Source organism: Burkholderia sp. AU6039 (assembly GCF_002223365.1).
Classification (GTDB): Bacteria; Pseudomonadota; Gammaproteobacteria; order Burkholderiales; family Burkholderiaceae; genus Burkholderia.
The window spans coordinates 404,392-423,860 of sequence record NZ_NKFK01000004.1; the positions used below are offsets into that span (position 1 = coordinate 404,392).

Genomic DNA, 19,469 nt, shown 5'->3' on the forward strand with positions numbered 1-19,469 from the left:
GACGGAGTGAGGACGGAAACGGGATTTCGCGCTGCACGGCGCGGCGATACGTTATATCATCGCCGTACTTTGTTTCATCGCCCTGCTTCACGCCATGGCTACCTCATCGTCCATTGACGCCCGGCTGTCCCGGGCCGACGCATTCGCCGCCGAGCACGGGCTCGCGTGGACGCCGCTGCGCCGCCAGGTCTACGAACGCGTGCTCGCCGCGCAGCGCCCGATCGGCGCGTACGACCTGCTCGCCGAACTCGAGCCGCAGCGCGGCCGCGTGCCGCCCACGACCGTCTATCGCGCCCTGGATTTCCTCGTCGAGCACGGCTTCATCCACCGGATCGAATCGAAGAACGCGTTCTTCGCATGCTGCGAGATCGGCGTGCCGCACGAAGGCCAGTTCCTGATCTGCGACTCGTGCGGCGACACGGTCGAGATTCCCGGCGGCGACCTCGCGAAGCAGTTGTCCGCGAGCGAGCCCGCGCACGGTTTCGAAGTCCACCACCAGGTCGTCGAGCTGAGCGGCCTGTGCGGGCACTGCAAGCACAAGCCCGTGCAACGCTGACGCGTTTCGCGCGGCGCCCGCGCCGCCCCTTCCAACGAGGAGTTCCATGTCCATTGCCCTGAAGCGCGCGCCGCGGCGCGCCCTGTCGCCTGTCCGCTGGGTCGCCGCCGCCGTTGCCGCCCTGTCGCTCGCGGCGCCCGCGTTCGCGCAGGCCGCGACCGTCAACGTCGTGGCCGCCGAGAATTTCTACGGCGACGTCGCGTCGCAGATCGGCGGCAGCCATGTCGCGGTAACGAGCATCCTCAGCAATCCGGACCAGGATCCGCATCTGTTCGAAGCGAGCCCGAAGACCGCCCGCGCGCTCCAGCACGCGCAGGTCGTGATCTACAACGGCGCCAACTACGATCCGTGGATGGGCAAGCTGCTCGGCGCGTCGAAGCAGGCGAAGCGCGCGACGATCGTCGTCGCCGATCTGGTCGGCAAGAAGGCCGGCGACAACCCGCACCTGTGGTACGACCCGGCGACGATGCCGGCCGCCGCGCGCGCGATCGCCGCCGAGCTCGGCCGCGCCGACCCGGCGAACAAGGCCGAATACGATGCGAACCTGCAGAAGTTCGTCGCGTCGCTCAAGCCCGTCGACGACAAGGTCGCCGCGCTGCGCGCGCAGTACAAGGGCGTGCCGGTGACGGCCACCGAGCCCGTGTTCGGCTACATGTCCGACGCGATCGGCCTCGACATGCGCAACCAGCGCTTCCAGCTCGCGACGATGAACGACACCGAAGCCAGCGCCCAGGATGTCGCCGCATTCGAGAACGACCTGCGCAAGAAGCAGGTGCGCGTGCTGATCTACAACAGCCAGGCCGAAGAACCGATGACCAAGCGCATGCTGAAGATCGCGCGCGACGGCGGCGTGCCGACCGTCAGCGTCACCGAGACGCAGCCGGCCGGCAAGACCTTCCAGCAATGGATGGCCGGCCAGCTCGACGCGCTCTCGAACGCGCTGGCCGCCGGCAAGAAATAAACACTCCGTAACGAAATGACCGTCACTCCTCACGCACTCGCCGTCGATCGCGTCACGCTCGAACTGGGCGGACGCACGATCCTGCGCGACGTCAGCTTCTCGATCGAACCCGGCGAATTCGTCGGCGTGCTCGGGCCGAACGGCGCGGGCAAGACGACGCTGATGCGCGCGGTGCTCGGCCTCGTACCCGTGTCGGCCGGCACGCTGTCCGTCGGCGGTGTGCCGGTCGTGCGCGGCAACGCGTCGATCGGCTACATGCCGCAGATCCGAAGCGGCCTCGCGAACCGCCGGATGCGCGGCTACGACTTCGTCGCGATGGCCGCCGACGGCCACCGCTGGGGGCTGCCGCACACGAACGCGGCGACGCGCCGCGACGTCGACCGCGTGCTCGACCTCGTCGGCGGCCCGACGCTCGCGCGCCGGCCGCTGTCGGAACTGTCCGGCGGCGAGCGGCAGCGCCTGCTGCTCGCGCAATGCCTGCTCGGCAACCCGAAGCTGCTGCTGCTCGACGAGCCGCTGATCAGCCTCGACCCGAATCACCAGCGCGGCGTCGTCGAATTGGTGCGCAACGTGCAGCGCGAACTCGGCATCACCGTGCTGTTCTCCGCGCACGAACTGAATCCGCTGCTGAACGCACTCGACCGCGTGCTGTATCTCGGCAACGGCGTGGCCGCGCTCGGCACCGTCGACGAGGTGATCACGAAGTCGGTGCTGTCGCGGCTCTACGGCTCTCCGATCGACGTGATGCGCGTGAACGGCAAGATCTTCGTGATGTCGGGCGACGTCGAGATCGAGAAGCACGATCACGAACACGAGGACGACGACGGTCACTCGCACGGCGGTGGCGGCGGCCACGGCCATCACCACCACGGACACGCTCATCCCGGGCATTCGCACGATGTTTGAATACGACTTCATGATCAACGCCTTCGCGGCGTCGGGGATCGTCGCGGTGCTCGCGGGCATCGTCGGCTACTTCCTGGTGCTGCGCGGGCAGACCTTCGCCGGCCATGCGCTGTCGCACGTCGGCTTCACCGGCGCGACGGGCGCGGTGCTGCTCGGCATCTCGCCGATCTGGGGGATGGTCGGCTTCACGCTCGCGGCCGGCATCGGGATGGGCGCGCTCGGCGAGAAGCTCGCGGGCCGCGACGTCGCGATCGGCGTGATCCTGTCCGGCGCACTCGGCTTCGGCCTGCTGTTCCTGCATTTCTATACGTCGTTCGCGACGCAGGTCACCGCGCTGCTGTTCGGCAACGTGCTCGCGGTGAGCCACGACACGCTCGCGGTGCTCGCCGGCATCGGCGCGGTGAGCCTGCTCGCGCTCGCGCTGATCGCACGGCCGCTGCTGTTCGCGTCGTTGCAGCCCGAACTGGCCGAAGCCAAGGGCGTGTCGCTGCGCACGGTGTCGATGCTGTTCCTCGCGGTGTGCGCGCTCGCGGTGGCCGCGGCGACGCAGATCGTCGGCGTGCTGCTCGTGTTCACGTTGCTGGTCGGGCCGGCTGCCGCCGCGCAGAACGTGACGACGCGTCTGTCGACCGGCGTGCTGCTCGCTGCGCTGTTCGCGTTGTTCGAAGCGTGGCTCGGCATCGTGCTCGCGTATCACACCGACTGGCCGACGAGCTTCTGGATCACCGCGCTGTCGGCGCTCGTGTACGGTGCGAGCCTGTTGCGGCGTCACTGAGCACCGCCAGGCGGATCGCCGCCCGAACGAAATAGAAAACGCCGGCGTGCCCGAGGGCAGCGCCGGCGTTTTTGCATGTGCCCGCGATCGTGCCGCGCGCCGTGTGCCGACGTAAGCGTTAGCTGCTTCCCTTCCCGCTCATCGTGCGAGCACGCGCGCGTGATGCGCAATGTGATCGGCGATGAACGTCGAGATGAAGTAATACCCGTGGTCGTAGCCCGGATGGCGGCGCAGCGTCAGCGGCTGGCCGGCCTTCGCGCACGCGGCTTCGAACACGTCGGGGTTCAGCTGGTTCGCGAGGAACTGATCGGCGAGACCCTGATCGACGAGGATGCCGTCCGCGAACTTCGGCGCATCGGCGCGCGCGACGAGTTCGCTCGCGTCGTGCGCCTTCCATGCTTCGCGATCGGCGCCCAGATAACCCGAGAACGCCTTCTCGCCCCACGGGCAGCGCGTCGGCGCGGCGATCGGCGCGAACGCCGACACCGACCGGTACAGGCCCGGATGGCGCAACGCGAGCGTCAGCGCACCGTGCCCGCCCATCGAGTGGCCGAAGATCCCCAACCGCGCGCCGTCGATCGGCAACTCGGCCGCGACGAGTTCGCGCAGCTCGCCCGTCACGTACGACTCCATCCGGTAATGCGCGGACCACGGCGCCTCGGTCGCATCGACGTAGAAGCCCGCGCCGACGCCGAAGTCCCACGCATCGTTCTCGCCCGGCACGCCCGCGCCGCGCGGGCTCGTATCGGGCATCACGAGCGCGAGGCCGTGCTGCGCCGCGTATTGCTGCGCGCCGGCCTTGATCGCGAACGTCTCGTCGGTGCACGTGAGCCCCGCGAGATAGAACAGCGCCGGCACGCGGCCGTGCGCGGCCTGCGGCGGCAGGTACACCGAGAACTTCATCGGCAGGCCGATGGCCGCCGAATCGTGACGGTAGAAACGCTGCTCGCCGCCGTGGCACGCATGCGAGGAAACGAGTTCGAGCATCGCGGTGCGCTCCCGGTCAGTACAGCACGACCGAGCGGATCGACTCGCCGGCCTTCATCAGGTCGAAGCCCTCGTTGATCCGCTCGAGCGGCAGCGTGTGCGTGATCAGGTCATCGATGTTGATCTTGCCTTCCATGTACCAGTCGACGATCTTCGGCACGTCGGTGCGACCGCGCGCGCCGCCGAACGCCGAACCCTTCCACTCGCGGCCCGTCACGAGCTGGAACGGACGCGTGCTGATTTCCTCGCCCGCTGCCGCCACGCCGATGATGAACGACTGGCCCCAGCCCTTGTGCGTGCATTCGAGCGCCTGGCGCATCAGCTTCACGTTGCCCACGCATTCGAACGAGTAGTCCGCGCCGCCGTCGGTCAGCTGCACGATGTGGTCGACCACGTTCTCGACTTCGTTCGGGTTGATGAAGTGCGTCATCCCGAACTTCTTCGCGAGCTCGACGCGCTTCGGGTTGATGTCGACGCCGATGATCTTGTCCGCGCCGACCATCTTCGCGCCCTGGATCACGTTCAGGCCGATGCCGCCGAGGCCGAACACGACGACGTTCGCGCCCGCCTCGACCTTCGCCGAGTACACGACCGCGCCGACGCCCGTCGTCACGCCGCAGCCGATGTAGCAGATCTTGTCGAACGGCGCGTCCTCGCGCACCTTCGCCACCGCGATTTCCGGCACGACGATGTAGTTCGAGAACGTGGACGTGCCCATGTAGTGGAACAGCGGCTTGCCGTCGAGCGAGAAGCGCGACGTCGCGTCGGGCATCAGGCCCTTGCCCTGCGTCGCGCGGATCTTCTGGCACAGGTTGGTCTTGCGCGACAGGCAGAACTTGCACTCGCGGCATTCCGGCGTGTAGAGCGGGATCACGTGGTCGCCCTTGCGCAGGGTGCCGACGCCGGGGCCGACGTCGACCACGACGCCCGCGCCTTCATGGCCGAGGATCGCCGGGAAGATCCCTTCCGGATCGGCGCCCGACAGCGTGTAGTAGTCGGTGTGACAGATGCCCGTCGCCTTCACCTCGATCAGCACTTCGCCGGCGCGCGGCCCTTCCAGATCGACTTCCTCGATCGTCAGCGGCGCGCCCGCCTTCCATGCAATCGCTGCTTTCGTCTTCATCGTGTGACTCCTGTCTGTGTGTGAGGTCGGCCCGGGTCGGCGCATCAGCGCTCATGTCGGCCGGCATGGGTGCGCGAGCACCGATGCCGGTTCCATGCTTCGCACCGGGTTCCAGGCAAAGCGGTCGAAGCCGTGCCGCGCGGCATCGCGCGCGGCACGGCAAAAGAATCTCGTGCTCGCCATGATGGCCGGTCCGGCCGTGCATCGCGTGCGGGAAACGGTCGCCGGCTTGCCACGATGCGTCATCGCTGGCGCAAAAGAACAAGTGTTCGAGTTTAAACGCCCGTCGTGAACCATGCATCCGTTCGCGCATACAGATCGACGAAGCGCGCGTGGCGCGCGGCCAGCGCGCGATCGTCGCGCGGCGCGGCAACCGGCGACGCGGCCGGCGCCAGCGCGTGCAGCGCGTCTTCCCGCCAGTGCCCGATCGCGACGCCCGCGAGCAGCGCGGCGCCGCGCGTCGCGGCGTTCGGGCAGTCGATCGCGTGGAGCGACGCGCCGAGCGCATCGGCCAGCAACTGGCGCCAGCGCGGATCGACCGAGCCGCCGCCCGCGAGACGCAGCATCGCGACCGGATCGCCGCGCTCGGCATCGCGGATCGCATCGAGCCCGGCGCGCAACGCGAACGCGACACCTTCGAACGCGGCGCGCATCATCGCGCCGCGCGTGTCCCCGAGCCCGAGGCCGAGCCAGCCGCCGCGCGCGTCGGGGTTCATCCACGGCGAACGCTCGCCCGTCAGGTACGGCAGGAAGCACAGGCGTTCCGACGCCGCGGGGGCGAACGCGTCGTCATACGCATCGGCCCACTGCGCGTAGCCGAGCCAGCCGCGCACGGCTTCGAGCGCGAGCCCGACGTTCTGCATCGCGGCCATCGTGTAATAGCCGCCGCCGGCCGCCGCACGATAGCGATGCAGCCCGCGTCGCGCGGGCGGCAGCGCATCCGCGAGCACGACGATCTGGCCGCCGCTGCCCGTCGTCAGCAGCGCGTCGCCGGCAGCGGCCAGCCCGCTGCCGAGCGCCGCGCATGCGGTGTCGGCCGCACCCGTCGCCAGCGGCACGCCGGCCGGCAGGCCAAGCGCCTTGGCAGCCTGCGCGCCGAGCGTGCCGCAGCGCGCGCTCGACGGAAGGACCGGTGCGAACCGGTCGGCCGGCAGGCCGAGCGCGTCGATCAACGCGAGATCCCATGCACCGTCGGGTGTCGCGAGCGCGGTCGCGCACGCGTCGCTCGGATCGGCCGCGACGTCGCCGCCCAGCGCGATGCGCAGCCAGTCCTTCGGCTGCACGGCCCAGCGCGCGGCGCGCAGCGCTTCGGGTTCATGTGTGGCCAGCCAGCGCAACAGCGGGCCGGCCATGCCCGGCGCGACGGGGTTCGGGGCGACGGGCAAGCCGGCGGCGGCCCAATCGGCCACGTCCGCTTCGCGCACCGCGCGTGTGTCGGGCCACAGCAGCGCGGGCCGCACCGGCTGCCCGGCCGCGTCGATCAGCACGACACCGTGCATCTGCCCCGAGAACCCGATCGCGGCCACCTGCGCACGCTCGTCGGCCGGCAGCCGCGCGGCCGCGCGCACGAGCGCCTGCCACCACGTATCGGGCGCGATCTCCGCCCAGCCGGGCTGCGGCGACGACAGCGCATAAGGTTCGCTCGCGACTGCCCGCTCGACGCCGTCGGCATCGAGCGTGACGAGTTTGACGGAGCCGGTGCCGAGGTCGATTCCGAGCAGGCGCATGACGTGAGGGCGAATTCGAATGAACGGATGTCGATGATAGCGGGATCGTGATGCGCGCCCCGTTTTTTGCCGCTACCGCGGCAGGCCGAAAACGCGGTCGCCGGCGGGGTTCCACCCGGCTGCACCTGGCGGGCAAAAGCGGCCGTTCGCGGGTTAACCCGGCACGATTTTTCCCAGGCACTTTTTGCCACTATGCCACCCGCCCGATACACACCATAAAGCGGCCTATATTTGACACGGGGGCCAGCGCTATTTTGAAGGGCTATAAAACCGGGGAACCTCACTCCTGCGGCTGTTTCCCGATGATCGACACCCTGTTCCATGCCGAAATGGCATATCGAACCAGCAAAGAACGGAATAGTACCCAGCACTCTTGTTGCATGGATTCATTCCGAATAATTTCGTATCACCCCGAAAACAAGATCATGGAGTGAGACAGATGCAATCGAACACGGTCCATCCGTGCGATGAGGTGCTGCCGACCGGCAAGCTGGTAACGCTTGGCCTGCAGCACGTCCTCGTCATGTACGCCGGCGCTGTCGCCGTGCCGCTTATCGTCGGCGCCGCGCTCAAGCTGCCGAAAGACCAGATCGCGTTCCTGATCAGCGCCGATCTGTTTTCGTGCGGCATCGCCACGCTGATCCAGACGCTCGGCCTGTGGATCTTCGGGATCCGCCTGCCCGTCATCATGGGCTGCACGTTCGCGGCAGTCGGCCCGATGATCGCGATCGGCACCAACCCCGGCCTCGGCATCCTCGACATCTTCGGCTCGACCATCGCGGCCGGCATCATCGGCATCGTGCTCGCGCCGATGATCGGCAAGCTGTTGCGGTTCTTCCCGCCCGTCGTCGTCGGCACCGTGATCGCGGTGATCGGGCTGTCGCTGATGGAAGTGGGCATCAACTGGGCGGCCGGCGGCGTCGGCAACCCCGAATACGGCAGCCCCGTCTATCTCGGCCTGTCGCTGCTCGTGCTCACGCTGATCCTGCTGATCAACAAGTACGGCCGCGGCTTCGTCGCGAACATCTCGGTGCTGCTCGGCATCGTCGCCGGCTTCGCGATCGCCTTCGCGATCGGCCGCGTGAATACCGACGGCGTCGCGCACGCACCGTGGGTCGGCTTCGTGATGCCGTTCCACTTCGGCCTGCCGCACTTCGACCCGCTGTCGATCGTGACGATGGTCACGGTGATGTTCGTCACGTTCATCGAATCGACCGGCATGTTTCTCGCGGTCGGCGACATGGTCGATCGCCCGGTCAACCAGGAGCGCCTCGTGCGCGGCCTGCGCGTCGACGGCCTCGGCACGCTGATCGGCGGCATCTTCAACTCGTTCCCGCATACGTCGTTCTCGCAGAACGTCGGCCTGATCGGCGTGACGGGCGTGAAGAGCCGTTTCGTGTGCGCCACCGGCGGCGTGATCCTCGTGCTGCTCGGCCTGTTCCCGAAGATGGCGCAGGTCGTCGCGTCGGTGCCGCCGTTCGTGCTCGGCGGTGCGGGCATCGTGATGTTCGGGATGGTGGCGGCGAACGGCATCAAGGTGCTGTCGAAGGTCGACTTCGTGAACAACACGCACAACCTGTTCATCGTCGCCGTGAGCGTCGGCATGGGCCTCGTGCCGGTCGTGTCCCCGCACTTCTTCTCGAAGCTGCCGCCCGCGCTCGCCCCGATCCTGCACAGCGGCATCCTGCTGGCATCGGCGACGGCCGTGATCCTGAACATCGTGTTCAACGGCGTGAAAGGCGAGAAGGACGCACGCTGCGACATCCGTCGCGCCGGACACGACTTCGACGGGCGTCCCGCCGACGTGCACCACTGATCGCGTCGAGCCGGACGACGGCGCGGAGAAGCGGTAAGCGGTAACGAAAAACGCCACGGCATGCCGTGGCGTTTTGCTTTGCGGGGGGGCGGGACTATGCGCGGTGATCGGTCGGACGGTCATGGCGCGTGAAAGCGGGTCGCCCACGGGGCGGCACGGGATGCTCGCTGGCGACGCAGGATGACTGGACCGGTGCGACAAGCGACACCGGAGCCCGATACGCGCACCGTCATCCCGACCGTCTTCGCGCCGCCCGATTCGAGCACGCAAAAAAACGCCACGGACTTTCGTCCGCGGCGTTCTTGTTTCCGCAACCAGCCGGTTCGGAAGACAAGCGCGGTAGACCGCGCCTGCCCTTCCTTGCTTGCGCTTACCCGTTCGTCGCCGTTGCCGACGCAGGCGCCGGAGCGGCCGCCTTGTCGTAGTCGACCGGTGCATCCGGCGCGCGCGGCGTTTCGCCTGCGCGCTGAATCCAGCCGCCGCCCAGTGCGCGGTACAGGTCGACCAGGTTCGTCCAGCGTGCCAGACGAGCGCTGATCAGCGTCTGCTGCGCGGCGTACAGATCCGTCTGCGCAGTCAGCACCGACAGATAGCTGTCGACGCCGTTCTTGTAACGCAGGTCCGACAGGTCGAAACGTCGCTGCTGCGCGTGCTCGTTGCGCTCGAGCGCCGCGATCTGCTGGTCGTACGTGCCGCGTGCGGCGAGGCCATCCGACACTTCGCGGAACGCCGACTGGATCGCCTTCTCGTAGTTCGCGATCTCGATGCGCTTCTGCACGTGCGCGAGATCGAGGTTCGCGATGTTCGAGCCGCCTTCGAAGATCGGCAACGCGATGCTGGGCGCGAACGACCACGCCGCCGTGCCGGCCTTGAACAGGCCACCGAGCGTCGGGCTCGCCGTGCCGAACGCGGCCGTCAGCGAGATCTTCGGGAAGAACGCCGCGCGTGCCGCACCGATGTTCGCGTTCGCCGCCAGCAGCGACTGCTCGGCCTGCATCACGTCAGGACGACGCGTGAGCAGATCCGACGGCAACCCGGCCGGCACATCCGTCAGCAGGTTCTGCGCGTCGAGCGGCATGCCCGCCGGCAGATCGTCCGGCAGCGGCTCGCCGATCAGCAGCACCAGCGCGTTCAACGCCTGCGCACGCGCCCGTGCTTGCGCCTGCTGGTTCGACAGCGCCTGCTCGACCACCGTCTGCGCCTGACGCAGCTCGAGCTCGGAGCCCGTGCCGTTGTCGAACTGCAGCTTCGTCAGGTTGTACGAGTCCTGCGCCGTCTTCAGCGTGTTCTCCGTGACCTTCAACAGATCGTCGGTCGACAGCAGCGTCAGGTATTGATCCGCCACCTGCGACACCAGCGAGATCTCCGACGCCTGCCGCGCATACGCGGTCGACAGGTACTGCGCGAGCGCCTGGTCCTTCAGGCTCTGCACGCGGCCGAACAGGTCGAGCTCCCACGACGCCGACAGGCCGACGTTGTAGGTCGTCGTGATGTTCCGGCCCGGCGCCACCGACAGCGCATTCGGCAGGCGCTGACGATTACCGGTACCCGTCGCATCGAGCGTCGGGAACAACCCCGCGCGCGTGATCTGGTACTGCGCGCGCGCCGCCTCGATGTTCAGCACCGACACGCGCAGGTCGCGGTTGTTCTTCAGCGCGATCTCGATCAGCCGCTGCAGGCGCGGATCGACGAAGAACTCGCGCCAGCCGATGGCGGTCGCAGCTTGCCCGTTCGCGCTGCGCGCGCCGGCCGCACCCGGCTGCGTCGCGTAGACGCCGCCGGCCGGGTACGTCTGCGCGACGGGTGCATCGGGCCGCTTGTAATGCGGCGCCATCGTGCAGCCCGTGGCGAAGAGCGCGACCGCGATTGCAGTCAAAGCGTGTTTTTGCATCATCACTGTCCCTTGTTGCCTTCGTCGCCGTTGCCCGGCTTCTCTTCGTGGTGCGAGTGCTCCTGAGCCAGGCGCAGCGCCTCGTCGACGTCTTCCTTCTCGCCGCTGAAGATCGCGCGGATCTTCACGAAGAACATCGGGATCATGAAGATCGCGAGGAACGTCGCCGTGATCATCCCGCCGATCACGCCCGTACCGATTGCGTGCTGGCTCGCCGAACCCGCGCCGTTGCTGATCGCGAGCGGCATCACGCCGAGAATGAACGCGAGCGACGTCATCAGGATCGGACGCAGCCGCAGGCGCGCCGCTTCCAGCGCGGCCTCGATCGGCCCCATCTTCTCCGTCATCTGCAGTTCGCGCGCGAACTCCACGATCAGAATCGCGTTCTTCGCGGACAAGCCCACGGTCGTCAGCAGGCCGACCTGGAAGAACACGTCGTTCTCGAGGCCGCGCATCGTTGCCGCGAGCAGTGCACCGATCACGCCGAGCGGCACCACCATGATCACCGAGAACGGGATCGACCAGCTTTCATACAGCGCCGCCAGACACAGGAACACGACGAGGATCGAGATCGCATACAGGATCGGCGCCTGCGAACCGGACTGGATTTCCTGGAACGACAGGCCGGTCCACGAATAGCCGATACCGACCGGCAGCTTCTTCGCGATCTGTTCCATCGCAGCCATCGCCTGACCGGTCGACTTGCCCGGTGCGGCCTGACCCTGGATTTCCATCGCCGACACACCGTTGTAGCGCTCGAGCTTCGGCGAACCGTACGTCCAGTGACCGGTCGCGAACGAACTGAACGGCACCATCCCGCCCGACCCGTTGCGCACGTACCAGATGTTCAAGTCTTCCGGCGTCATCCGGAACGGTGCGTCTGCCTGTACGTAGACCTTCTTGATCCGGCCGTCGGTATCGAGGAAGTTGTTCACGTACTTCGACGCCCACGCGATCGAGAACGTCTGGTCGATCGCATCCGCCGTCACGCCGAGCGCGTTCGCCTTCTCGCGATCGATGTCGACCTTGTACTGCGGCGTATCGTTCAGGCCGTTCGGACGCACACCTTGCAGCGTCGGATCCTTCGAGGCCATCCCGAGCAACTGGTTACGCGCGGCCATCAGCGCATCGTGGCCGAGACCCGCGTTGTCCGTCAGCTCGAAGTCGAAGCCGGCAGCCGTGCCGAGTTCAGGAATCGACGGCGGGTTGAACGGGATCACGATCGCGTCCTTGTAGCCCGCGTAGCGCCCGAACATCCGGCCGATCAGCGCCTGCACCTTCTGGTTCGCATGCTGACGCTGCGCGTAGTCCTTCAGGCGAACGAACACGAGACCGGAGTTCTGGCCGCGGCCGGCGAAGCTGAAGCCGTTGACCGTGAACGCCGATTCGACGATTTCCTTCTCGTCCTTCAGCAGGTAGTCGGAAATGTTCGCGAGCGTCTTCGCGGTCGTTTCCTGCGTCGAGCCCGACGGCGTCTGCACGATCACGAACATCAGGCCCTGGTCTTCATCCGGCAGGAACGACTTCGGCAGGCGCACGAACAGCAGGCCGACCGCGACGATCACGACGAGATAGATGATGAGCCAGCGGCCCGAGCGCTTGATCACGTGGTGCACGCCGACGTGGTACTTGTCGCGGCTGTTGTTGAACGTGCGGTTGAACCAGCCGAAGAAGCCCTTCTTCTCTTCGTGATGCCCTTGCGGGATCGGCTTGAGGATCGTCGCGCACAGTGCCGGCGTCAGAATCAACGCGACGAGCACCGACAGCACCATCGCCGACACGATCGTCAGCGAGAACTGACGATAGATCGCGCCGACCGAGCCACCCGAGAACGCCACCGGCACGAACACCGCCGACAGCACGAGCGCCACGCCAACGAGTGCGCCGGTGATCTGGCCCATCGCCTTGCGGGTCGCCTCCTTCGGTGACAGGCCCTCTTCCGCCATCACCCGCTCGACGTTCTCCACCACCACGATCGCATCGTCCACCAGCAGGCCGATCGCGAGCACGAGACCGAACATCGACAGCGTGTTGATCGAGAAGCCCACCATCGACATGATCGCGAACGTGCCGAGCAGCACGACCGGCACCGCGATCGTCGGGATGATCGTCGCCCGCAGGTTCTGCAGGAACAGATACATCACGAGGAACACCAGCACGATACCTTCGAGCAGCGTCTTGACCACTTCCTCGATCGACAGCTTCACGAACGGCGTCGTGTCGTACGGGTACTTCACGACGAGGCCGTGCGGGAAGAACGGTGCCAGTTCGTCGATCTTCGCGCGCACGGCCTTCGCGGTCGCCAGCGCGTTCGCGTTGGTCGCGAGCTGGATACCGAGTGCCGCGGTCGGCTGACCGTTGTACTTCGTGTCGAAGTTGTAGTTTTCACCGCCGAGTTCGAGCTTCGCGACATCCTTCAGGCGAACCTGCGAGCCGTCCTGGTTGACCTTCAGCAGGATGTTGCCGAACTGCTCGGGCGTCTGCAGCAGCGTCGACTCGGTGATCGTCGCCTGCAGCATCGTGCCCGGCGTGGACGGCGTGCCGCCGATCTGGCCGCCTGCGATCTGCACGTTCTGTGCGGAGATCGCGGTCGACACGTCGACCGGCGTGAGGCCGTAGTTCGTCAGGCGGGTCGCATCGAGCCAGACCCGCATCGCGTACTGCGAGCCGAACAGCGTGACGGTACCGACGCCGTTCAACCGGCTGATCGGGTCCTTCACGTGCGACGCCACGAAGTTCGCGAGGTCGTACTTGTTCATGCTGCCGTCTTCGGAGTTGAAGGCGAGCACCAGCAGGAAGCTGCTGCTCGACTTCGTCACCGAGAGGCCGAGCTGCTGCACGACCTGCGGCAGAATCGGCGTCGCGAGCGACAGCTTGTTCTGCACCTGAACCTGTGCGATGTCGGCGTTGGTACCCGGCGCGAAGGTCAGCGTGATCGTCGCGTTGCCCGAGTCGTCACTGGTCGACGACATGTACAGGAAGTTGTCGAGACCGCTCATCTGCTGCTCGATCACCTGCGTCACCGTGTCTTCCACCGTCTTCGCGGAAGCGCCCGGGTAGTTCGCGGTGATCTGGATCGAGGGCGGCGCGATCGTCGGATACTGCGAGATCGGCAGCGTGAAGATCGCCGCAACCCCTGCCAGCATCAGGATGATGGCGATCACCCACGCGAAGATCGGGCGATCGATAAAAAACTTTGCCATGAAACAGGCTCCCTGTTATTGCGCGCTCGAAGCAGCGGCAGCACTCGCCGGCGCGGCGCCCGATGCGGCAGCACCGGAAGCGGCAGCGGCGCCGGAACCGGCGGCAGCCGGCGCGGCGGTGGCGGCGGCGCCCGATGCGGCGGCTGCCGCCGGTGCGAGCTGTGCCGGTACCGACTTCACGGTCGCACCCGGGCGCACCTTCTCGCCGCCCTGCACGATCACGTGGTCGCCCGCCTGCAGACCGCCTTCGACGATCCAGTTCGGGCCCTGCATGCCGGTGGTCTTCAGCGGACGCGGCTCGACCTTGTTGCTGGCGTTCACCACCATCGCGATCGCCTGGCCCTTCTGGTCATGCGTGACGCCGATCTGCGGCACCAGGAACGCGTTCTCGTTCACGCCTTCCTCGATCCGTGCGCGCACGAACATGCCCGGCAGCAGCACGCGGCCCGGGTTCGGGAACACCGCGCGGATCGTCACCGAGCCGGTGGCCTGGTCGACCGTCACGTCCGAGAACTGCAGCTTGCCGGCTTCCGAGTAGGTCTTGCCGTCTTCCAGGATCAGCGACACCTTCGCGGCGCCCGGGCCGCTCGTCTTCAGGCGGCCGCTCTGCACGTCCTGGCGCAGCTTCAGGCCTTCGAGGCTCGACTGCGTGAGGTCGACGTACACCGGATCGAGCTGCTGCACCGTCGACATCAGCGTCGCCTGGCTCGCCTGCACGTAGGCGCCCGGCGTCACTTGCGAGATGCCGACGCGACCGGTGATCGGCGACACGACGTCGGTATAGCCGAGGTTGATCTGCGCGGTATCGACCGCCGCCTTGCCGGCCGCGACGTCCGCCGCGGCCTGGCCCTGCGTGGCCACCGCGTTGTCGTAGTCCTGCTTGCTGACCGCGTTCGCGGCCACCAGCACCTTGTAGCGTGCGACCAGTGCGTTCTGCGTGACGAGGTTCGCCTGCGCCTTCGCGAGCGTTGCCTTCGCGCTGTTCAGTGCGGCGACGTACGGCGCCGGATCGATCTTGTACAGACGCTGGCCGGCCTTGACGTCGGTGCCTTCGGTGAATTCACGACGCAGCACGATGCCGTCGACCCGCGCGCGGACCTGCGCGACGAGGAATGCGCTGGTGCGGCCCGGCAGTTCGCTGAAGACCGGTACGGCTTGCGGTTGGACGGTGACGACGCCGACTTCCGGCGTTTGCGGCGGCGGTGCCGATTCTTTTTTCCCGCACGCGGCCAGGAAAACGGCGGCCGTCGCGACAGTGATTAAGCGGTATGGAACCCGTTCGACGCGCATGGAGCGACCTCTGTGTATAACCAATGGAATAAGTGCCGCACCCGACCGGAGGGAGCGCGACACGGATGCGCCTCACGGCGCAGATCGAACACCTGAAATACTGGACTGCTAGATACAGCAAGCGGCACGAAACCTCCGTGCCGACAGGTTGCCCCGCACTGCGGACTGGAACTTTGGCGGGAATCAGCAGAGTGGGATATTAACTGATTGCCACTTGGGTCATTCGATCGTAGGGTGGTATTGTATATACATTCATGAATGTATGTAAAAAGCCCGTTTATGCCCCGCCTGCCGTCCAGTCTTACGGATTGTTACCAATCGCAAGCATAGCCAGTCTATATGACTGCGCCGAGGGTTGCAGACCCTAAATTCACCTACGATCATTCCAATCAGGCCTGCACATGGTCAGACGTACCAAGGAGGAGGCGCTCGAGACGCGTAACCGTATTCTCGACGCCGCCGAACACGTGTTCTTCGAGAAGGGCGTGTCGCACACGTCGCTCGCGGACATCGCCCAGCATGCCGGCGTGACGCGCGGCGCGATCTACTGGCATTTCGCGAACAAGAGCGAACTGTTCGACGCGATGTTCGACCGCGTGTTTCTGCCGATCGACGAGCTGAAGCGGATGCCGCTCGACGCGCCGGGCGGCAATCCGCTCGAGAAGATCCGGCAGATCCTGATCTGGTGCCTGCTCGGCGTGCAGCGCGACGCGCAGTTGCGCCGCGTGTTCAGCATCCTGTTCATGAAGTGCGAGTACGTTGCGGATCTGGAGCCGCTGCTCCAGCGCAACCGTGCGGGCATGAGCGAGGCGCTGCACGCGATCGATGCCGATCTCGCGGGGGCCGTGCGGCTCAAGCTGCTGCCCGAGCGGCTCGATACGTGGCGCGCGACGCTGATGCTGCACACGCTCGTCAGCGGTTTCGTGCGCGACATGCTGATGCTGCCCGACGAGATCGACGCCGAGCAGCATGCGGAAAAGCTCGTCGACGGCTGTTTCGACATGCTGCGCTTCAGCCCGGCGATGCTGAAGGACGGCGACTGACCGCGCGACGAGCGCTCGCTTGCGGTGTTGTCTGTTTCACCGGGCGGCGCGCCGGGCCGCGCCAACGCGCTGCCCGCGCCCTCCCCCCTGTCCCTGCTGTTTCAGGCCGCCTTCGCGCGCTGCGCGCGGGCCCGCCGGTTCGACGCGGCGACCGAATCGCGCGTCGGCATCGGCGCACCGGCCAGTCCCGCAATCCACGCGTCGGTCGACATCACGGCCGCGAAATTCGACTGGAACACCACCGTATAAGCGCGGTGAATCTCCTCGGCACTCGCCGCCCCCGCTTCGTTCTCGTAAGGCAGTGCGCCCGTCGCGTCATTGAGGTACTCGACATTCAGCCCCGCGTGCGCCGCGTGATAGACCGTCGACGCATTGCAGTTGTGCGTCATGTAGCCGGCCACCGTGAGCGTGTCGATCCCGTGCGCGTCGAGCCACGCGGCGAGGTCGGTCCCGGCGAACGAGCTTGCCTGCCTCTTCTCGATCAGGTGCGCATACGGCCGGCCGGCAACGACCGGGTGCAGCGCGACGCCGTCGGAGCCGGGCGCGAAGATCGGCGCGCCGGCCGGTGCGACGTGCTGGACGACGATCACCGGCACGCCGGCCGCATGCGCGGTGTCGATCGCGCGGCCGATGTTCGCGAGCGACACGTCGAGCGGCGGATATTCGATCGGCAGGTTGCCCGTCACGTACTCGTTCTGGACATCGATCACGATCAGTGCGCGACGGGAAACGGCTTGGGAAGCGGGATGCGGGACGGCGTTCGACATGGCGGGCTCCTGGTCCGGGGGCGCGGCCCCGCCCCGGAACGGGACGGCCAGCGGCGCGATGCGATGCATTGTCGGCGCGCATCGCTCACGGGGACAGTGGCCCGATAGCCATTCTTCGATAGAATCGGGCCATCGCCATTCCGGAGCTCGCCATGACCGCCGCCGCCTCGTCCACCCGGACCGCCCAGCCTGCTCCGACCGTCGTTGCCGTGATCGCGTATGACGGCATCAGCCCGTTCCACCTGTCGGTGCCGTCGGTCGTATTCGGCAAGGAACGCGACGCGGCCGCCTCGCCCGCGTTCGAGTTCCGCGTCTGCTCGGCCGAACGTGGCCCGCTGTCGACGACAGGCGGCTTCACGATCACCGCGCCGTACGGGCTCGACGGGCTCGACGATGCGGACATCGTCATCGTGCCGGCATGGCGCGACCCGGACGAAGCGCCGCCCGACGTGCTGCTCGACGCCGTCCACGCGGCCGCCGCGCGTGGCGCGCAGCTCGTCGGGCTGTGCCTCGGCGCCTACGTGCTCGCCGCGGCCGGCCTGCTCGACGGCCGCCCGGCCACCACGCACTGGGCGTGGGCCGACGACTTCGCACGACGCTTTCCGCGCGTGAAGCTCGATCCGGACGTGCTGTACGTGGAAGACGGCAACCTGATGACGTCGGCCGGCACGGCCGCCGGGCTCGACTGCTGTCTGCACGTCGTCCGGCTGCGCTTCGGCTCGGACGCCGCGAACCAGATCGCGCGCCGCCTCGTGATCCCGCCGCACCGGCAGGGCGGGCAGGCGCAGTACGTGCCGCAGCCGGTGGCCGCGCACCCGCGCGATGCGCGGCTCGCGGGCCTGCTCGACTGGGTGCGCGCCCACCTCGACGCCGCACACAGCGTCGATTCGCTCGCCGAACGCGTGCTGATGAGCCGGCGCACGTTCACGCGCCACTTCCGCCAGGCGACCGGCACGACCGTCACTGCGTGGCTGCAGGCCGAGCGGCTCGCGCGCGCGCAGCATCTGCTGGAAACCACCGGACAATCGATCGATGCGATCGCGCAGGCGGCCGGCTACGGGTCGAGCGTGTCGCTGCGCCAGCATTTCGCGGGCACGCTCGGCACGTCGCCGTCGGCATATCGAAGGGAATTTCGCGGCGCCGGAGCCGGCGCCGATGTCGTGCGGTGACGCGCGCGGCGAGCACGCCTCGCAGCGGAGCCGGCCGGCCGCTCAGCCGCCGTTGATCCAGCGCGCCGCATAAAGCAGCAGCGCGACGAAGACGATCATCGCGGCCCACGCCCACACGGGCACCGTGCCGGCGCCGCGATGCGGGAGCGCGCCGGCGGCACGCCCGGTCAGCGCACCGCCAAGGTGCGGCGGCAACGCACGCTTCGTCGCGGCCACCAGCGACGCCGGCCGCAGGAACACGTGCTGGCGCCGTGGCGCGGCCGAGCGCGCGCGATTCGGTGCAAGACCGTGCTTCGCCTGCACGACCGTGCAGAATTCACGGAAGAAATCGTCGGTCCATTCGCGCAGCGTATTTTCGATCTGCCGCCCCGGCAGCTCGGTGAGCGGGCCGCTCGCCGTCGCCCAGACCACATACTCGATGCGCGTGGCGTTGGCATCGTCATCCGGCATCAGCACGAGTTCGACCTGGCCGCGCAGCGCGCCGAGCCCGTCGGCCCGCGCCTTGAAGTTGAGCACGCGGCGCGGCTGCCCTTCCGCGTCGCCCTGCTCCGCGGCCGCATGCGCGCGCACGTCGTAGCGGGCGCGCAGCGGGCCGAGCGGCACCGTGATCGTCAGCGCAAACTCGCCATGCGCAAGCTTCACGAAGGATTCGCAATGGTCGAAGCTCGCGCGCAGCAACGCGAGATCCTCGAATGCCTCCCGCACGACGGGCGGGGCGAGCGGTATGCGTAACGTGTCGTTCAGTTCCATGACGCCTCCCCGATGAACACGCGCCGCATCAGGACGTCTCGACGAGACTGTCGATCCGTGCGGCGTCGAAGGCAACGTAGTGCGCGAGCGCCAACGCAGCCGCCTTCGGTTCCTCGTAACTCCATGCGGCGTTCTCGATCACGCCGTCTTCGGTCTGCAAGTCGAAGTGCACGGCCTCGCCCCTGAACGGGCAGGCCGACGTGACGCCCGACTTCACGAGCCGGCGCATGTTGACGTCGCCGCGCGGCAGGTAGTGGGTGTCCGGCAGGCCCGTTTCGCGCACGGTCAACGCGCCGTGCGAATCGGCGTACGTGATGCCGCGATGGATCACGCGCACGCGATGGCGGTTCGGCACGATTTCGAGACGAGGGTCGGCTGCGTCGGACATCGTTTCTCCTTGGGGCGGCCCGGCCAGGCCGGACTCAGGAAACGAAAAAGCCACGGCACGGGTGCCGTGGCTTTCATTATGGGCGAAACCGCAGCCGAATGCGCAACCCCGGCCGGG

At 67.4% G+C, this 19,469-nt stretch carries 17 protein-coding genes; 8 read left to right on the forward strand and 9 right to left on the reverse strand.

The window, feature by feature from the left end:
- The first annotated feature begins 94 nt into the window (after nucleotides 1-94).
- From CFB39_RS14550 to CFB39_RS14565, 4 genes are read left to right on the forward strand one after another with little or no spacing between them, the layout of a single operon-like run.
- A complete protein-coding gene (locus CFB39_RS14550; protein ID WP_011353040.1) occupies nucleotides 95-556 on the forward strand; it encodes a Fur family transcriptional regulator in 462 nt (153 codons plus the stop codon).
- A 46-nt stretch (nucleotides 557-602) separates the two neighbouring features.
- Complete coding sequence (locus tag CFB39_RS14555) at nucleotides 603-1,517, forward strand: metal ABC transporter solute-binding protein, Zn/Mn family (RefSeq protein ID WP_089473469.1); 915 nt, start codon at nucleotides 603-605, stop codon at nucleotides 1,515-1,517.
- A gap of 15 nt (nucleotides 1,518-1,532) precedes the next feature.
- Nucleotides 1,533-2,423 carry an ABC transporter ATP-binding protein gene (locus tag CFB39_RS14560; RefSeq protein ID WP_089473470.1) on the forward strand — a complete coding sequence of 297 codons (891 nt, stop codon included), beginning with the start codon at nucleotides 1,533-1,535 and terminating at the stop codon, nucleotides 2,421-2,423.
- Entirely contained in the window at nucleotides 2,416-3,198 is a 783-nt protein-coding gene (locus CFB39_RS14565; protein WP_027789245.1) for a metal ABC transporter permease, read from the forward strand. The genes CFB39_RS14560 and CFB39_RS14565 overlap by 8 nt, the downstream gene beginning before the upstream one ends.
- Nucleotides 3,199-3,336: 138 nt before the next feature.
- Here CFB39_RS14565 and fghA read toward each other — a convergent pair whose 3' ends face one another.
- Together fghA and CFB39_RS14575 are read right to left on the reverse strand one after the other, a co-directional pair.
- Complete coding sequence (fghA, locus tag CFB39_RS14570) at nucleotides 3,337-4,185, reverse strand: S-formylglutathione hydrolase (protein ID WP_089473471.1); 849 nt, start codon at nucleotides 4,183-4,185, stop codon at nucleotides 3,337-3,339.
- A gap of 16 nt (nucleotides 4,186-4,201) precedes the next feature.
- Nucleotides 4,202-5,308 (reverse strand): S-(hydroxymethyl)glutathione dehydrogenase/class III alcohol dehydrogenase, encoded by a 1,107-nt coding sequence (locus CFB39_RS14575; RefSeq protein WP_011353045.1) that lies wholly within the window; start codon nucleotides 5,306-5,308, stop codon nucleotides 4,202-4,204.
- A 94-nt stretch (nucleotides 5,309-5,402) separates the two neighbouring features.
- Between CFB39_RS14575 and CFB39_RS14580 the strand changes: the two genes are divergently transcribed.
- The gene (locus tag CFB39_RS14580) at nucleotides 5,403-5,600 is read left to right on the forward strand and encodes a hypothetical protein (RefSeq protein ID WP_089473472.1); all 198 of its coding nucleotides are present in this window, start codon (nucleotides 5,403-5,405) and stop codon (nucleotides 5,598-5,600) included.
- Here the strand turns inward: CFB39_RS14580 and CFB39_RS14585 are convergent.
- On the reverse strand, nucleotides 5,584-7,035 hold the full coding sequence (locus CFB39_RS14585; protein WP_089473473.1) for a xylulokinase: 1,452 nt from the start codon (nucleotides 7,033-7,035) through the stop codon (nucleotides 5,584-5,586). The two genes, CFB39_RS14580 and CFB39_RS14585, sit on opposite strands and share 17 nt — an antisense overlap.
- Before the next feature lie 439 nt (nucleotides 7,036-7,474).
- Here CFB39_RS14585 and CFB39_RS14590 point away from each other — a divergent pair, with 439 nt between their 5' ends.
- The gene (locus CFB39_RS14590) at nucleotides 7,475-8,851 is read left to right on the forward strand and encodes a nucleobase:cation symporter-2 family protein (protein ID WP_174972934.1); all 1,377 of its coding nucleotides are present in this window, start codon (nucleotides 7,475-7,477) and stop codon (nucleotides 8,849-8,851) included.
- Nucleotides 8,852-9,221: 370 nt separating this feature from the next.
- On the opposite strand, the gene CFB39_RS14595 is transcribed toward CFB39_RS14590, so the two are convergent.
- The 3 genes from CFB39_RS14595 to CFB39_RS14605 are packed head-to-tail and all read right to left on the reverse strand — an operon-like array spanning nucleotide 9,222 to nucleotide 15,235.
- Entirely contained in the window at nucleotides 9,222-10,745 is a 1,524-nt protein-coding gene (locus CFB39_RS14595) for an efflux transporter outer membrane subunit (RefSeq protein ID WP_089473474.1), read from the reverse strand.
- Nucleotides 10,745-13,945: an efflux RND transporter permease subunit gene (locus CFB39_RS14600; RefSeq protein WP_069248738.1), complete on the reverse strand. Its 3,201-nt coding sequence runs from the start codon at nucleotides 13,943-13,945 to the stop codon at nucleotides 10,745-10,747. Before CFB39_RS14600 ends, CFB39_RS14595 begins: the two co-directional genes overlap by 1 nt.
- 15 nt (nucleotides 13,946-13,960) lie before the next feature.
- Nucleotides 13,961-15,235, reverse strand: a complete 1,275-nt coding sequence (locus CFB39_RS14605; protein ID WP_089473475.1) for an efflux RND transporter periplasmic adaptor subunit — start codon at nucleotides 15,233-15,235, stop codon at nucleotides 13,961-13,963.
- 401 nt (nucleotides 15,236-15,636) lie between these two features.
- On the opposite strand from CFB39_RS14605, the gene CFB39_RS14610 reads away from it, so the two are divergent.
- Nucleotides 15,637-16,278, forward strand: coding sequence for a TetR family transcriptional regulator (locus CFB39_RS14610; RefSeq protein WP_089426224.1), 642 nt, complete (start codon nucleotides 15,637-15,639; stop codon nucleotides 16,276-16,278).
- Nucleotides 16,279-16,379: 101 nt separating this feature from the next.
- Here CFB39_RS14610 and CFB39_RS14615 read toward each other — a convergent pair whose 3' ends face one another.
- The gene (locus CFB39_RS14615) at nucleotides 16,380-17,045 is read right to left on the reverse strand and encodes a cysteine hydrolase family protein (protein ID WP_089473476.1); all 666 of its coding nucleotides are present in this window, start codon (nucleotides 17,043-17,045) and stop codon (nucleotides 16,380-16,382) included.
- Nucleotides 17,046-17,197: 152 nt separating this feature from the next.
- Here CFB39_RS14615 and CFB39_RS14620 point away from each other — a divergent pair, with 152 nt between their 5' ends.
- Nucleotides 17,198-18,214 carry a helix-turn-helix domain-containing protein gene (locus CFB39_RS14620; RefSeq protein WP_089473477.1) on the forward strand — a complete coding sequence of 339 codons (1,017 nt, stop codon included), beginning with the start codon at nucleotides 17,198-17,200 and terminating at the stop codon, nucleotides 18,212-18,214.
- A gap of 42 nt (nucleotides 18,215-18,256) precedes the next feature.
- On the opposite strand, the gene CFB39_RS14625 is transcribed toward CFB39_RS14620, so the two are convergent.
- Nucleotides 18,257-18,964, reverse strand: a complete 708-nt coding sequence (locus CFB39_RS14625; protein WP_089473478.1) for a CoxG family protein — start codon at nucleotides 18,962-18,964, stop codon at nucleotides 18,257-18,259.
- A 28-nt stretch (nucleotides 18,965-18,992) separates the two neighbouring features.
- Nucleotides 18,993-19,352 (reverse strand): DUF427 domain-containing protein, encoded by a 360-nt coding sequence (locus CFB39_RS14630; protein WP_089473479.1) that lies wholly within the window; start codon nucleotides 19,350-19,352, stop codon nucleotides 18,993-18,995.
- Nucleotides 19,353-19,469: the final 117 nt, after the last annotated feature.